Source organism: Deltaproteobacteria bacterium (assembly GCA_026129095.1).
Classification (GTDB): Bacteria; JAGRBM01; JAGRBM01; order JAGRBM01; family JAHCIT01; genus JAHCIT01.
The window spans coordinates 21,041-36,949 of the sequence record JAHCIT010000011.1 but is presented as its reverse complement, the minus strand read 5'-3'; the positions used below and the strand labels follow the sequence as shown (position 1 = coordinate 36,949).

The 15,909-nt window shown below is 62.7% G+C and carries 12 protein-coding genes; 9 read left to right on the top strand and 3 right to left on the bottom strand.

Going from position 1 to position 15,909, the window contains the following annotated elements:
- The first annotated feature begins 30 nt into the window (after positions 1–30).
- Positions 31–1,761: an alpha/beta fold hydrolase gene (locus KIT79_14240; GenBank protein ID MCW5830463.1), complete on the top strand. Its 1,731-nt coding sequence runs from the start codon at positions 31–33 to the stop codon at positions 1,759–1,761.
- Positions 1,762–1,764: 3 nt separating this feature from the next.
- Here KIT79_14240 and KIT79_14235 read toward each other — a convergent pair whose 3' ends face one another.
- From KIT79_14235 to KIT79_14225, 3 genes are all read right to left on the bottom strand, one after another.
- Positions 1,765–3,354 (bottom strand): VWA domain-containing protein, encoded by a 1,590-nt coding sequence (locus KIT79_14235; protein MCW5830462.1) that lies wholly within the window; start codon positions 3,352–3,354, stop codon positions 1,765–1,767.
- Between the two features lie 32 nt (positions 3,355–3,386).
- A complete protein-coding gene (locus tag KIT79_14230) occupies positions 3,387–4,526 on the bottom strand; it encodes an AAA family ATPase (protein MCW5830461.1) in 1,140 nt (379 codons plus the stop codon).
- A gap of 103 nt (positions 4,527–4,629) precedes the next feature.
- Positions 4,630–5,115, bottom strand: a complete 486-nt coding sequence (locus KIT79_14225; protein MCW5830460.1) for a cyclic nucleotide-binding domain-containing protein — start codon at positions 5,113–5,115, stop codon at positions 4,630–4,632.
- Between the two features lie 122 nt (positions 5,116–5,237).
- Here KIT79_14225 and hemW point away from each other — a divergent pair, with 122 nt between their 5' ends.
- The 8 genes from hemW (at position 5,238) to KIT79_14185 (ending at position 15,838) form a co-directional block, all read left to right on the top strand.
- The gene (gene hemW, locus KIT79_14220) at positions 5,238–6,479 is read left to right on the top strand and encodes a radical SAM family heme chaperone HemW (protein ID MCW5830459.1); all 1,242 of its coding nucleotides are present in this window, start codon (positions 5,238–5,240) and stop codon (positions 6,477–6,479) included.
- Between the two features lie 101 nt (positions 6,480–6,580).
- A complete protein-coding gene (gene hrcA / locus KIT79_14215; protein MCW5830458.1) occupies positions 6,581–7,633 on the top strand; it encodes a heat-inducible transcription repressor HrcA in 1,053 nt (350 codons plus the stop codon).
- A gap of 62 nt (positions 7,634–7,695) precedes the next feature.
- Positions 7,696–8,469 (top strand): nucleotide exchange factor GrpE, encoded by a 774-nt coding sequence (locus tag KIT79_14210; protein ID MCW5830457.1) that lies wholly within the window; start codon positions 7,696–7,698, stop codon positions 8,467–8,469.
- Between the two features lie 39 nt (positions 8,470–8,508).
- Positions 8,509–10,332, top strand: coding sequence for a molecular chaperone DnaK (gene dnaK, locus KIT79_14205; GenBank protein MCW5830456.1), 1,824 nt, complete (start codon positions 8,509–8,511; stop codon positions 10,330–10,332).
- A gap of 104 nt (positions 10,333–10,436) precedes the next feature.
- Entirely contained in the window at positions 10,437–11,564 is a 1,128-nt protein-coding gene (dnaJ, locus tag KIT79_14200; protein MCW5830455.1) for a molecular chaperone DnaJ, read from the top strand.
- Positions 11,565–11,665: 101 nt separating this feature from the next.
- Complete coding sequence (locus tag KIT79_14195; protein MCW5830454.1) at positions 11,666–12,586, top strand: hypothetical protein; 921 nt, start codon at positions 11,666–11,668, stop codon at positions 12,584–12,586.
- A 124-nt stretch (positions 12,587–12,710) separates the two neighbouring features.
- Positions 12,711–14,306 (top strand): acyl-CoA carboxylase subunit beta, encoded by a 1,596-nt coding sequence (locus KIT79_14190; GenBank protein ID MCW5830453.1) that lies wholly within the window; start codon positions 12,711–12,713, stop codon positions 14,304–14,306.
- Positions 14,306–15,838 carry a VCBS repeat-containing protein gene (locus tag KIT79_14185; protein MCW5830452.1) on the top strand — a complete coding sequence of 511 codons (1,533 nt, stop codon included), beginning with the start codon at positions 14,306–14,308 and terminating at the stop codon, positions 15,836–15,838. Before KIT79_14190 ends, KIT79_14185 begins: the two co-directional genes overlap by 1 nt.
- Positions 15,839–15,909 lie beyond the last annotated feature (71 nt).

The window sequence follows — 15,909 nt, the reverse complement described above, 5'->3', positions numbered from 1 at the left end:
GGCTAGGCTTGGCCCGCCGGTTCTGGCGCTATGTCTACGCGGGCGAAAACCATCGTTGTCGTTGCCGGGCTGTTCGCAGCGGCACTGGGGCAATTTGTCCTCCGGTGGAACCGGTATGCGGGCCTTGAAGTCGTTGATCACGTGGAAAGCGTCCGGGAAAGCGACGGCAGCAGCCTAGACGTTTCCATGCAGGTTTATGCCCGTCCGGTGGGAGGAGGCAGGCTGCCCGGAGTGGTGTTTGTCCACGGTTTCATGGCGAGCCACGAACTCTACGAGGCGAACTACATCCTTCCGCTGGCGAGATCGGGCTATGTGGTGGCCGCCATTGACGTGAGAGGGCACGGCGATACCGGTGGAGCGATGCGGTTCCCCCGGCGGTTTGAGCCGGAAGGTTTCAAGGTGCTGGAAAAGCCGGAAATCCTCGCAGCCATACAGGCGCTCCGCCGCCGCCCGGATGTGGACCCGGCACGGATCGCGCTCGTCGGACACTCGATGGGCGGCCATGCCGTGACCGACGCAGCGCTGCTCGGTGCGGACGTCGGGGCGGTGGTCGCCATTGCCGGGATCAATGGCAATGGTGACTGGGCGAAAGTCCCCAACTACCTGTTCCTCAACTGTGCGTACGACCAGTACATCTCCCGTGAGCGGTCGCTGGAACTGGCGCAAAGGTTTTCCGGCGGCATGATTACCGAAGCTGGACAGGTGGTGGGCCGGTTTGAGGACGGCTCGGCGCGGGGCCTGAAGATATTTCCCGGCTGTGAGCACATCATGGAGGTGTATCACCCCGGCATGTCCCATGCGGTGATGGACTGGCTGGACCGCTCGCTCGGCCACCGGTCGCAGCCCCCGTCCGTTCCGGCATACGTGCGGGCGTTCGCCCGCGACTGGCTGGGCAGCGGGCTTACCATCGCAGGGGTTCTGGCAGCCGCCGGGGCACTGCTGTGGGCATGGCTGGCCTTCTTGTACCGGGAGCTGGAAAGGCATTTCCCGCACACCGCTGTCCGGATTTCCGGCGGACGGATCAGCGAGGCGATCCAGCATGAACTCGGCCCCGCCGAAGACACCGGAGACAGCGGCCCCCTGTATCTGAAGCTGGGCATGCGGCTCTACCTCGCCCTCTGGCTGGCGGCGCCGCTCCTGTCGGTGGTGCTGGAGCCGGTGCTGGATCATGTGCCGCTGGCGCTGGCTGGACCGGTCCTTGCACAGTTCTGGGCGGCGGGCATCCTGTTCTCGGTGCTGTGGTTCCTTGCTGTGGACGAGGACAACCGTGCCCATCAGATCGAATGCCTGATCCGGGGGGCGGGGCTCCGTTATCTTGCCGCCGGAGTGCTGTTCGCTGCCGCCGTCTGCGGGGCGCTCGCCCTGGGACTCACGGGTTCCATTCTCGACTACTGGCCGACGGCACGGAAGTGGGGCTATTCGGCGCTGATGGCCGGCTTGCTGCTGCCACCACTCTTTGTCTGCCAGTTTTCCCTGAAGCTGGCCGCCCGCCGTTCGGCCCGGACGGAAAAGGACCGCCTGTTCCGCGAGCTGGTGCTGCACGGAACCGTGCCGTTCGCGCTCGCCGCCGGGATGGCCCTGTTCCGTTACCGGATGATGATGCCGCTCGAATGGCTGTCGGCGGCCACTGCCTGGTGGATGGGTTTCCTGCCGTTCATGATGTTCCGCCGGGACGACGAAACGCCGGCCCGCGTGCTTTCCTGGGCGCTCATTGCCGGGTTTGCCCTGGCGAACCTGCTGCCCGTCCGGATGTGGGAATAAGGCCTACAGCTGCGCGAACAGGTCCTTCACCTCGTCTGAGGTGAGGCGCGAGACGGTCGTCACCTTGTCGGAAAACTCCTTCACCGTGGCGGGGGTATTGATCCCCATGTCCACGAGGATCGAATAGACCGACACTTCCAGGTCCTCTTTCATCCGCCGGAACTCGGCGAGCCACCGGGACGACACCACGCAGTCGCCATCGGTGATGAACACGATGTCGCCGCGCTGCTTGTCGTCGCGCTCAAGCGAATAGATCGCTTCCTGGAGGGGTTTCTCGAAGTCGGTGCCGCCGCCGATGAAATACTCGGCGAGCTGCTCCACCTTCTCGATCCGCCGTTCCCGCAGCTCGTTTTTCGGGAACTCCATCACCGTAAGCGGATCCTTCTTCGAACCGAAGTGAATCGCCCGGAAGTTGCGCTTCTGCCGGGTGGCAATGTCCAGCATGGCGAGCGTCACCGCCTTGGACCAGAGTTCCTTTTCGCCTTCCATCGAGTAGCTGCCGTCGATGCAGACGACGAGGGCGCCCTTTCCCCGCTCCTCGTCGCCGCGCAGGTTGTACTGGAGGAGCTTTCCTTCCACGAACCGGCGCAGGAAATCCTTGCGGAGCAGCGGATGGCGCAGGGTGAACAGTTCCGCCGGTATGAGACGGGAGATGTCGTTACCCAGGGTGACGTCGTACATCTCCTCGTGGTGCTGCATCACCCGGCGGCGCTGTTCGGCCAGCGCCAGCCGCTTGAACTTGCCCACCATCTTGGCAAGCCGCTTCAGCTTGTCCGAAGTCTGGAGCTTTTTCGCCAGGAGCAGCCGCTGGTTCACCGTCATCCGCTGGTTCTGGCCGGCTTCCTCGCCGAAACCTTCCATCAGTTCCTGCGAGTCGCGCACATCGTTCAGGGCCTGCTCGAACCCGTCGGTGAGCGCCCGCTCCAGCGCGCTCTGGCGGGCGGGGTCGTTCTCGAAATCCTGGACCTGCTGGTCATACCGTTCGGCGTTCTCGCTCATTTCCTCGCGGGCCTGCTCCAGCCGCTCGCGGATCTTCTCCTCCATTTCTTGGGAGGCGTTGTAGTTCTCCAGCAGTTCTTCCAGCGATTCAATCTCCTCCTGCTGGTCGGCCATGCGCTGCTCGGAGTCGTGCATGTCGTTGACCTGTTCGGCCATGTCCTTCTGGATCTGGCTGAGAATCCCGCTGGCAAGGCTGTAGGTGGCGACGGCCGCCGAGGGTTCGTTCAGGATGGTGAACTTGCGCAGTTCGAGCCACTCCTTACGGCCCATGGCGCTTTCGACGAGGCTCCGGTTCTGGAGATTGCTCTTAACGAGCGTTTTCGGGTCCGAGAGCCGGATGTTGTATTTGTACAAACTCGAAAAGACGTCCTGCAGCAGCGTCCCGAATGGCGAAAAGAATGTTTCGCCCCGGCGCTTCAGGTCCGCCAGCACAGGCGAGTCGTCGAGCATTTCACTGAACATGGCCCGGTCGAAGGAATCGTTTTCGACCGAATGGATGACGGACAGATCCGCAGGCGCCGGTGGTTCAGCGGCTGTCTTCTTCCGGCGCCGGAACTCGCCGCGCTCGACATCCTTGGGGGGCGTGTAGGCCATTTACGCTGGCTCCAGCCGGGCCGCTCCGGTCTTCAGGGAGCTTCTTCCAGTCCGAGGCAGTTCTCCAGGATCTCGTTGTGCATCCGCTCGATCCGGACGCGGACATCCTCGATCTTGCCGAGAGAACGGCCTTCCTGGCTCGCCCGCTTGATCACATCGCCGATGCGGGAGTGGATCTTCTTGAACTTTGTGTGGGCCTCGATGCCGGCCTTGGTGCGCTCGTCCTCGTCGGCCCAGTCGCGCCGGGCATAGGCCGAGATCTCCTGGGCCTGCTGGAGGAACTCGTCCGCCCTCCGGTCAAAGGGATTGGCCACGTCATAGACGACGTTCTCCACCACCGGGATGTCATCCGGCGTCGTCCACAGGACGTGGCAGAGAATCATCAGGTCGGAATCGGTGACGTGGCTCCGGCCTTCCATGTAGGCCACCGCCCGGAGCAGGTTCAGCGAGTTGCGGAACCGCCGGTCGGAGGGGATGATGTTCTCCTTCTTCAGCTTGTTGCGGACCGTCAGGATCAGGTTCATGACCAGATCCGGCAGATCGATGGCGGTCACTTCATCCTGGATCTCGTCGAGCTCCTTCAGCGTGATCCGGGTCCGCGTCTTGGGCTGCTTGAGTGCCAGCATCGAGACGAAGTTCGCATCTTCCTCCAGGTATTTCACCAGGTAGCGGAGCATGAAGCGGTCATACAGGGCGGTCAGTTCCTCTTCGTCCGGCAGCTCGTTGGAGGCTCCGAACATCGAGATCAGCGGCGCATCCTGCGGCTTGTCGCCGTTGTGGAACTTGCGCTCGTTGATGAGCGACAGGAGTGCGTTCAGGATCGAGCTGTTCGCCTTGAAGATCTCGTCCAGGAACGCCACGTGCGCCACCGGCAGCTTGTCCCGGGGGATGCGGGTGTATTCGTCCCGTTCCAGCGCCTTTAAAGAGATGGGTCCGAAGATCTCCTCCGGTGTCGTGAATTTGGTCAGCAGCCACTGGAAATAGTCTGCCCCGTCGATCCGCTTGCACAGTTCGTCGGCGAGCATCGACTTGGCCGTTCCCGGCGGCCCGATCAGGAGCACATGCTCACGGGCAAGCAGCGCCGCGAGGGTGCCGTCGATCAGCTCCTCGCGCTCGATGAAAGTCTGCTTCAGTTCGGTCCGGATGCTCTGGATCGGATTAGCGGATGCCACGGTCTCGATGAACCTCTCCCCGCGCCGCCTTCAAGGTCCGGCCGGTTGCCGGGGGAAGTGTAGCTGATCCGGCGGCGGTGCGAAGGGAAAATAAATGTGACCCCTAGACGCTCCGGCCGGCGCTCTCCTTGAGCTTCTTGGACATCTTTTTCTCGGCGTACAGGACCTCATTGGTGGCCCGCAGCCGGCCGCAGAGCGACATGCAGAAGTGTTCAAGGAACTTGACGCCGATGGCTGGCTGGCTGTCGATCAGGGACCGGTATTTCATGCGGCTCAGGAACAGCGTCGTGGTTGTGCCCTTGGCCACGCAGTCGGCGGTGGTCGGTTTCTTGTCCACGAGGCTGATCTCGCCGAAATGCTCGCCCTTTTTCAGTGTCGCGAATACCTCAAGCTCTTCGCCCTGGCGGCGGCAGACGGCCACTTCACCGTTGGCAATGCAGTGGAACCCTTCGCCAATCGTACGCTCACGGATGATGATCTCGCCGTCCTTCCAGGTTTTCTGGTCCATGACGGCGGCGACCTTTTCCAGTTCGTCGTGAGTGAAGCCGCTGAACAACGCGATGTGTTTGAGCTGGTCGGTCGGTATCATGGGCGTGCCTCGGTTTCCCTTGCCTGAAGGAGGAAACTAGCCCATCGGGGAGATCGGTCCAAGAGTTAAGGAAGGTACGGGACTTTTAGCGGCGGTATGGCCACAATGGCCGCGAAATGCCGGTGTCCCCTGATGCTTCCGGCCGGTGTCCCGGCCTCTATGTCCATATCCCGTTCTGTGCGCGGAAGTGTCACTACTGCGACTTCAACTCGTGGCCCGATGGGACGCTGCCGGAGGGCGCCGAATCCGTATACTTCGGACGGCTCCGGCGGGAAGCCGGACTGCTGGTTCCACCGGTTCTGGATTCGGCCGCCGGAGCGGGCGGCTTTCAGACGCTGTATCTCGGCGGCGGCACCCCTTCGGCAGTGGAGCCCCTCCTGATCGGGGAGCTTCTGGACACCCTCGGCCGGTGGATTGATATCTCCGGACTTCGTGAGGTGACGCTGGAGGCGAATCCTGAATCGCTGACGCGGGAAAAACTGGCCCGCTACCGGGGCATGGGCATCGGGCGGGTGAGCCTTGGGGTACAGACGTTCCAGCCGGATGTGCTGAAAACGCTGGGCCGGGTCCACGATGTTCCCAGGGCCGAAACGGCGCTCGAACTGCTTGCCGGGAGCGGTCTCGAAAGCTGGTCGCTGGATCTCATGTACGGCCTGCCGGGGCAAACAGTGGAAGGGTTCGCCGCCGGACTTCGCCGGGCACTGGCATACCGCCCTCTGCATGTCTCGATGTACGGACTTACGGTCGAAACAGGCACGGAGTTCGGACGCCTCCAGAAGGAAGGAAAACTCGGCGTGCCAGACAGCGATTTCCAGGCCGACTGCTTCGAGGCCGCACGTGAACTGCTGGCGGCCGCCGGTTACCGCCATTACGAAATCTCCAACTTCGCGCTGCCGGGACACGAGGCGGTGCACAATTCGCTCTACTGGCGCCGGGTTCCCTATCTTGCCCTTGGCGCCGGGGCGCACGGCTTCTGGCCGGGTGAGGGCCACAGCCCGGATTTACGCTGGTCCGTGCCCCGGCCATTCGAACGGCACGGCAAATATGTGGAAGGCGTGGCAGGAACGGGGGAACTGGCATCACTGTTGGCGCCCGTTCGCGGGATTTGTCCCGAATGGCGCGAGGTGGACCGGAGCGAGGCGTTCGAGGAAGCCGTTTTCCTCGGCCTGCGGCTGCTGGACGAGGGAATCTCGCTGGAAGAACTCAGCCATGAGTTTGGGACTGAAAAGACGGTGGGGCTTCTGCCAAGGCTGGAGCGGGCCGCCGGGCGGGGCGAAGTTGAACTGAGAATTGGCCGCTGGCGGCTTACGCCCCGGTCGGTGCTGCTGGCAAACCGGGTGATTGCGGGCCTTTTGGCAGACTAAGTCCGCTTGCCTTTTGCGGTGTCCGATTTACACTGAATGCGTTAACCTAAGGATGACGCAACTGCCTGAAACTATTTGGTAATTTGTTGATGGCGAGACGAATGAAAACCGACCGGCGTCATGTGGTGCTGGGCACGCTCGTGAAGATGTTTGTCCGGAGCGGCGAACCGGTGCCCTCGTCTGAGATTGTCCGGGGCGGCGGGCTGGACTGCTCGGCCGCCACGGTGCGGAACATTTTCGGCGAACTCGCGGCTGATGGCCTTGTGCACCAGCCACATGCATCGGCCGGCCGGGTGCCCACGGACGAGGGCTTCAGGGTCTTCGTGCGGGATCTGATGGAACCGGCCGGGCTGGAGGACGGGGATGCCGCGCTCATCGAATCCGGCCTCACCGGAGCCACCAGTTTCCGCGACTGCCTGCCGCAGGGATCGAAGCTGGCGGCCATGTTTTCCAGTTGCGCGGGTCTGGTGCTCTCGCCGGTGGCCAGGGCCGAGCGTCTCGGCCGGATCGAGTTCCTGAGACTCCGCCGGAATGAACTGGTGGCCATCATCGTCACCGAGTCGGGGGATGTTCGTCACCGGCATCTGGTTTCCCCGGAGGAAGTCGAAACTGCCGAACTGGAGCGGTTCAACAACTATCTTAATTCGATTCTCCACGGACTTACGCTGGCCGAACTGCGCGAGCGGGTGGCGCAGGAGCTCCGCCATGCCCAGGATGAATACGACCGGCTCCGGACGGCGGCACTGAAGCTCGCCGGGCAGACGCTGGCGGGCGTCGAGGCCGAGGATTCCGGCGGGCGGCTCATCGTCGAGGGGCTGAGTAGCGTGCTGACGGCCCCGGAGCTTTCCAGCGACGAGAAGCGGCTCCGTGCGGTGATGGAGCTGCTGGAGGAGCGGAGCCGGCTGGCGCGGCTTCTGGAGCGGGTGGCCCGCGATGGCGACGGCCGGGTGCGGACGCTCATTGGCTCGGAAACCGGGATTGACGGTTTTCCGGCGGCACTCGTGGTGGCCGGATATGGCCCCGAAGGATCGGATCCGATCGGAATCGTGGGTGTGCTGGGTACTCCCCGGATGGATTACGAACGGATCCTGCCGGCGGTGACGTATTTGGCGGCGCGGCTGACGCGTGCGGCCGGTGATGCGGGACTGGCCTAGACCGCATTTAATCTGGTAAACGGTTTCGAACCGGCAGTCCGGGAAGCAGGGAGCACAAGAACTTGTCGAAGACTGTTGATCCTGAAGAACTGATGCGCGAAGCGCTGCAGAGCGTTGAGCGGATCAGCCGCGAGCACAAAGGCGAGACCGGGCCGAACGCAGACGAGCCGGCGGGTGTCGAAATCGATACGGGCGACGTCCCTGGTACCGGTGCCGCGGACGATCCGCCGCCCGATTCCGCCATGGTTCAGGCGATGCAAGCCCAGATCGAGTCAATGGCGAAGGATCTGGAGGCGGCCCAGGCGGCGCTGAAAGAAGCAGACGACAAATACAAGCGCTCGCTCGCCGACCAGGAAAACTTCCGCAAGCGCACGCAGAAGGACCGGCTGGACCTCATCCGGTTCGGACATGAAAAGTTCGCCTCCGAGGCGCTTCAGGTGCTGGACAACTTCCAGCGGGCCCTCGAACATGCCGGCAACCTGCCTGAAGATCCGGCCGTGCAGCAGTTTCTTACCGGCATCCAGATGACGGCTACCCTGTTCCAGCAGGCGTTCGAGAAATACGGTATCAAGCCGGTTCCCGGCATCGGTGCGGCCTTTGACCCGGCCATTCACCAGGCAATGCAGCAGATCGAGCGGGACGACGTGCCGCCCAGCCAGGTGGTTGATTTGTATCAAAAAGGATACATGATCTATGAAAAGCTGCTAAGACCGGCGCTTGTGGGGGTTTCCAAGGTGCCTGCACCGCAGGCGGGAGCGGCTACGGTAGCCGCCGACGGAGATGGTGTATCATCCGGAAACGGTCCAGATACCCCTTCGTCCGAAAGTTCGTCATGACCCGCGATGTGGCGGGAGAAGAGGCCAGGAACCCTTTGAATGGGCGATAAGGTTATCGGCATTGATCTGGGGACGACGAACTCCTGCGTCGCGATTATGGAGGGTTCGGGGCCTGTCGTGATCGCCAACTCCGAGGGCGCACGGACGACGCCTTCCATCGTCGGTTTTACCGAATCGGGTGAACGGCTTGTCGGGCAGGTGGCCAAGCGGCAGGCGGTCACCAACTCCGAACATACGATTTACGTGACGAAGCGGCTCGTGGGCCGGCGCTTCACCGACCAGGAAGTCCAGAAGACCAAGGACATCGCGCCTTTCAAGATTATCGAGCATGCCAACGGGGACGCCTGGGTCGAGGCCCGGGGCCGGCAGTATGCACCTGCCGAGATTTCGGCGATGGTGCTCCAGAAGATGAAATCCACGGCCGAGGACTATCTCGGGGAGGAAGTCTCCAAGGCGGTCATCACCTGTCCGGCCTACTTCAACGATGCGCAGCGGCAGGCGACCAAGGATGCGGGCAAGATTTCCGGTCTTGATGTGCTGCGTGTGATCAACGAGCCCACGGCGGCCGCGCTGGCCTACGGCCTTGACAAGCAGGGCAGGGAAGAAAAGGTCGCCGTGTTCGACCTTGGCGGTGGCACGTTCGATATTTCCGTTCTCGAACTGTCGGACGGCGTTTTCAATGTAAAGTCCACCAATGGCGATACGTTCCTGGGCGGCGAGGATTTCGATCTCCGCATCATCGACTGGCTCATCGCCAAGTTCCAGAAAGAAACCGGGATTGATTTGCGCAAGGACCGCATGGCGCTGCAGCGGCTGTCGGAAGGGGCCGAAAAGGCCAAGCATGAGCTTTCCACCGCCAATGAAGCGATCATCAACCTGCCGTTCATCTGCGCCGACAAGTCGGGCCCCAAGCACATGAACTACACGCTGGAGCGTGCCGAGTTCGAGAAGATGGTCAGCGATCTCATCGACCGGCTGATTCCCCCCTGCGAAATGGCCATCAAGGACGCGGGGCTCACCGCCGCCCAGATCGACACAGTGCTGCTCGTGGGCGGCATGACCCGGATGCCGAAGGTCCAGGCCAAGGTCAAGGAGATATTCGGCAAGGAACCGAACCGGAGCGTCAATCCCGATGAGGCTGTTGCCATTGGGGCGGCGATTCAGGGAGCGATACTCACCGGCGCGGTAAAGGACGTGCTTCTGCTGGACGTGACCCCGCTGTCGCTGGGCGTCGAGACCGCCGGTGGCGTATTCACCAAGATCATCGAGAAGAACACCACCATTCCGACCCGGAAATCGCAGGTCTTCTCGACCGCGCAGGACAACCAGCCCGTCGTGACGGTCAAGGTTTTCCAGGGCGAGCGGCCCCTCGCCGCCGACAACAAGCTCCTGGGTAATTTCGAGCTGGTAGGCATTCCGCCCGCCCCGCGCGGCGTTCCCCAGATCGAGGTGGCATTCGATATCGATGCCAACGGCATCGTGCAGGTGTCGGCGGCTGATCTCGGGACCGGCAAGAAACAGTCGATCCGGATTACCGCTGCCTCGGGCCTGAGCGCCGACGAAATCAGCAATCTCGTCTCCGAGGCCGAGAAGGCCAGGGCGAGCGACGAAGAGCGGGTGAAGTTCATCGAGATGAAGAACGAGGCCGACGGCCTGCTGTACCAGGCCGACAAGCTGGTGAACGAGGCGGGGGATATCCTCGATCCCTCGGACGCTTCCCATCTGAAGGAACTGATCAGCATGCTCCAGGCGGCCCGGGATACGGGCGATGCGATGAAGCTGAAATCCGCCTACGAAGCCCTCCAGCAGGCATCCCACAAGGTGACCGAGGCCCTTTATGCGGCCGCTTCGAAGGAATCCTGAAGGCTGGTCTTGACCCGGCAGAAACGATGGTTTGATTGTGCATGCCCCCTCCCGGGGCGACGGAAGGGCTGTGCCCTGCCGGGAGAAGCCGGGGCAGACCGGATATGAGCAAGCAGGACTATTACGAGGCTTTGGGAGTATCCCGGTCGGCCAGCGAGGCCGAAATAAAGAGCGCTTACCGCAAGCTCGCCCTCAAGTACCATCCGGACAAGAACCCCGGCGACAAGGCCGCCGAGGAGAAGTTCAAGGGGATTCAGGAGGCCTATGCCGTCCTTTCGGACCCCGAAAAGAAGAGCCAGTACGACCAGTTTGGCCATGCCGCATTCGACCGGGGTGCGGGGGGCAGCCCTGGCGGGTTCGATTTCCGCGGGGGCGGACCGTTCGGGGATGTTTTCGGCGATATTTTCAGCGACCTGTTCGGGGGAGCCGCCGGGGGCCGTGCCCGCCAGCAGCAGCACCGTCCACGACGGGGGCAGGATCTCCGTTACCGGCTGACCATCCCCTTCGAGACGGCCGTCTTCGGCGGGACCGAAACGATCGATATTCCCCGTGCCATCGGATGCGAGACCTGTGGCGGGAACGGCGCAAAGACCGGGACCAAGCCGGAAATCTGTGCATCATGCCACGGCAGCGGCCAGCTTCGCTTCCAGCAGGGCTTCTTCACGATGCAGCGGACCTGCACCACCTGTGGGGGCGAGGGACAGGTGATCCGCGAAAAGTGTGAAAAGTGCCGTGGCAGCGGGATGACCGAAATCCGCCGCCGCCTGGAAGTCCGAATCCCGGCGGGCGTGGACACGGGAACCCATCTCAAGCTGAGCGGCGAAGGCGACCTGCCACCCGGCAAGGGGGGGTATCCCGGCGACCTGTACGTGGTGCTGGACGTGATGCCGCATCCCGAATTCGAGCGTGACGGTTATGATCTCCACCTCCACCGGAAGATCACCTTCCCGATGGCCGCCATGGGTGGCGAACTGGACGTGCCGACGCTCGATGGCCGGGCCCAGCTGAAAATACCCGCCGGCTCGGTGAGCGGGCAGACTTTCCGCCTGAAGGGGAAGGGCATTCCGCGCCTGAACGAGTACGGCAAGGGCGATCTGCTGGTCACCATCGAGATCCACGTCCCGAAGAAGCTCACTGCCCGCCAGAAGAAGCTGCTCAAGGAGTTCGCCGAGGAGTCAGGCGAGGCGGTCGGTGACGACGACAAGGGGTTCTTCAGCAACTTCCGGAGCTGATCCCCAGCAGCCCGGCTCCGGTTCCCACAAGGCTTCATTCTTGACACCCCGAAGACAACGGGGGAGAATCGCATGATTCTGCATTTTGCACGGGAGCGTTCATGCCGGGGTGGGGCGGGGATATTTCGAAAAGGTCCGTCTGGGCGGCGGCGTTGGTGCTGTCGCTTTTTGTCCTGACGGCCACCCCAGCCCTGGCCGACTGGCAGTATTTTGACGAGCACGGGAAGCGGCACCAGGTCCGGCATAGGGAGGATATCCCCGCCAGATACCGTGGACAGGCGATTGATCTGAGATCGGAAGAAAGCCGGCATCTGGAGCAGGTGGAACTGGAAGCCGCTCCGGCTGACGCGCTGCCGGTGCCATCCCCCGAAATCAGAGTCGAAATGTCAAAGCCGGACGCCGGTCCCGCCATTCGTCCCGCCTTCGGTTTCACGCTTCCGCGGCTGCCGACTTCCCTCGAACTGAAGTCGCTGGATGTGGCGGCGAAGATGCCGGAGTTCTCGTGGAACCTGCTGTCGGTGAGGCACGACGTTGGCTCCGGCAAATGGACACTCGGCACGATTCTCTTTGGCCTTGTGGTCGGTGTGATCGCATTCATCCTGATTGACCGGTTCCAGAAGGCTGATCTCATGATCAAGCTGACCGTGGTGTTCGTGGCGGCGGCGCTGATCGTGGCCAATACGGTCATCAGCGGTTATGCCTCGCGTCTCGATTCGGCTGTCGGCCTCTTTCTGGAATCCCGCAAGGCGCGTGGCGGGACGGTCAGCTTTTCATCTGTAACCGGCCTGGATGCACGGAGAGCCGGGCTTTCAGCGGGTGCTCCGGTTTCGGGCGACCTGGCCGGAAACGGGTCTGCGGCCGAAACCGGCAGCTTTCCTGGCGAACCAGTGGGCGGTGATGCTCCCGGCTGGAGACAGCATGCCGAGCCGGAAATGGACTTCAGGGAGATCAAGAAGACCCTGGAAGCCGAGATGAAACGCGCCCAGCAGGTCCGTGAGCAGGCCGCAACGGGGATCGAGTAGACCGTTCAGGGCCGATTTGTCCCGTTTGTCCGGCCGGAGCCGCCGGCCGTTTGGTGCCCCGCCTCTTTCCGGCTACCGTCGCCACGCTTCGCCACTCGAAGTCCATGAGGAGCCAGTCCACGCGATGACCAGCCGGAAACCAGACAAACCGAGGCCGACGATCAGGGAGGCCGCGACGTACGCGGAGAAGAAGGCAAGACTTGATGATCTGGGCCGGCGGGTGGAGGCTGGCGGCGGCGAGAAGAACATCGCCCGCCAGCATGAGCGCGGGAAGCTCCTGGCCACCGAGCGGGCCCAGCTCCTGTTCGACAAGGGCTCGTTCCATGAAATGAACCGGTACATGGCCTCGGCACGGGACATCCCGCGTGCCGGTGTGCTCACCGGCTGGGGTCTTGTCGGCGGCCGGCCAGCGGTCATCATCGCCAACCTGAACGACGTGAAGGCGGGAGCCTGGTACCCGGAAACCATACAGAAAATCCTCAAGGCGCAGGACTACGCCCACAAGCAGCGGATTCCGACGGTGTTTTTGGTGGACTGCGCGGGGGCGTTCCTGCCAGAGCAGGACCACGTTTTCCCTGACCACAACCACGCGGGCGACATCTTTAACCGCATGTCGCTCTACTCCGGCATTTTCCCGCAGGTGGCCGGGGTGTTCGGTCCCTGCGTGGCTGGCGGCGGATATGTGCCTGGACTCGCCGATTTCTCGCCATTCGTGAAGGGCCGTTCGTCGGCGTTCCTGGCCGGGCCGAAGCTGGCGAAAGCGGCCGTGGGCGAGGAGATCAGCGAGCAGGACCTCGGCGGTTCAAAGGTGCACTGCGAGCTGTCCGGTGTCGGCGATCTTGAAGTCGAGAGCGACGAGGCCTGCATCGAGGCGATCCGGAAGTTCCTTTCCTATCTGCCCACGAACCACACCATGCCCGCTCCCCGCTTGGAGACGGGCGACGATCCGCTCCGCACGACGGGCGAAATCGCCGCTGTCGTGCCAGAGGACACCCGCAAGGTCTACGACATGCGGAAGATTGTCACGGCCATCACTGACCGGGATTCGTGGTTTGAGCTCAGGCCGCGTTATGCACGCCAGATGCTGACTGGTTTTGCCCGGCTGGACGGCTTTCCGGTGGGTATTGTCGCCAACCAGCCTAACTTCTATGGCGGCGTCATCGACACCCTGGCGGCCGACAAGACGGCGTGGTTCATCTCGCTCTGCGATTCGTTCAATGTCCCGCTCCTGTTCTTCCAGGACGTGCCGGGGTTCATGGTGGGATCAAAGGCCGAGCACCGGGGGATCATCCACGCTGGCGCCCGCATGATCCAGAACCTCGCCCGGGCGACGGTGCCGAAGCTGACGGTCGTGGTGAGGAAAGCCTACGGCGCGGGTTACTATGCCATGTGCGGGACCGCATTCGGGCCGCGGCGAATCTTCGGCCTGCCGTGGGCGGAGATCGCCGTCATGGCCTCTTCCCAGGTGGGGCAGGTGGTGTTCGGTGAAAAGCTTGCCGGTGCCGAAGGCGCCGCACGGGAGCAGATCGAGACCGAAATGCGCGAGACGGTCGAGCGGCATGATCGCACGGTCACGGTGGAGTATGCCGCCTCGCGCGGGTGGATCGATGAAATCCTTGAACCCGAGCAGGTCCGTCCGCGTCTGGCGGCCGAACTGAAACTTTCGCTCGACTCGCCCGTTATGATGCGTGAGGGCAAGCGCCCGGTGATGCCAGTTTGATGAATAACTACTCATTGACGGGACTGGTTCTGGTGCTGCTGCTGGCGGTGCCGGCGGCCGCCTCCACGAAGCCGGAGTTCGTGATAACCGAGCATCACACCCGCGGAGAGGCCCGCAACAGCCTCTTTGGCGACATCAACGGCGACGGTTTCACTGACATGGTGTCGGTGTCGAACGTGGTGAACGATGCCGCCCGCAAGCTGTATCGCTACCTGAACATTTTCATGGGGACGGCGGAGGGGCGGTTCCCCGAGAAGCCGGACCAGGTATTCCGTCTTTTTGACGAGGCGGTGGTGATTGATCTGGGCGAGGTGGACAGCCATTCGCCCGGCGAAGAAGTGGTGTTCGCGGTCCCGGACGGCGCCGTGTATCTGGCCTGGAAAGACGGCAAGCTGGACGAGACGCCCGTGCGGCTCGTCACGGAAACGACGATATTCCAGCGGGCCGACCCCACGCTGGCCGTATCGTGGGACTTCGTGCGCGACTGGAACGGCGATGGGACGCTGGACATCCTGCTCCCCGGTTTCCAGAAATCCGCGCTCTGGACCCGCAAGAACGGCACGTTTCAGCGCCAGCAGTATCTGGAGATTCCGCTGAGAACCCTCTGGGGCTCCCACTGGGAAAACGACGTGATCATCAACCGGGTTTCCCAGCTCGCCGTGCGTGGCTCCCTGGATATCCCCGATATCACGTACGGCGATATGACCGGCGACGGAATCGGCGACCTGACGAGCGTCCAGTTCGATTCGCTCTTTGTGTTCCGGGGGATGGGCGACGGCCGGTTCGAGGAGAAACCCCGCGAAATACGCCTCAACGTGTTCAGGCTGAGTGATTTCCTGAAATACTCGCGTCTCCAGGCGGTCACCCGGGTGTTCCTTGCCGATTTCAACAAGGACGGCCTGCTGGATGCCTGGACGACGCGCCTCAAGATCACCAACCTCGCCGCGATGGAAGTGGGGATGGAGACATCGGTATTCCTGAATGACGGCGGCAAGTTCCCGGCCAAGCCGGACAACTTCTGGGTAACGGACGGTTTTGCCGAGACGACCCGCCTGGGCGACTTCAACAATGACGGCTATCCGGACCTTGTGATCCAGTATTTCCCGTTCAGCATCACGCAGATCGTCCGGTTCCTCGCGCTGGGCACGCTGGCGATCCGCTACGAATATTACCATTTCGATCCGAAGACAGGCCGGTTCCCGGAAAAGCCCACGAATACCGACAGCTGGAGCTTCGCTTTCCGCACCAAGCCGACGAACTCGTCGTTCGGGGCGAGCTTCCTGTACTGGAACGATTTCAACGGTGACGGCAGGCCCGATTTCATGCAGGCGCGTGGGCCAGGCGAATTCACCATTGCGCTCTCGACCGCCCAGAAGTTCGGAGTGGAAGCGCACCACTACAAGGTGCCCTGCTCGTTCTTCATCTATTCCCTGGACCTGAACCGTGACCGCCGGGACGACATCGTGATCCGCTACGAGAACATGCCGGAGCGGAACAATATCATCACGATACTGAACTCTGTGGCGAAATAGCGGACGCTGGCCGCTCCCGCCGCCGGCAGGTAGGATTTCCCGTACGGAGTCCTCCCGCATTGTTTCGCTTG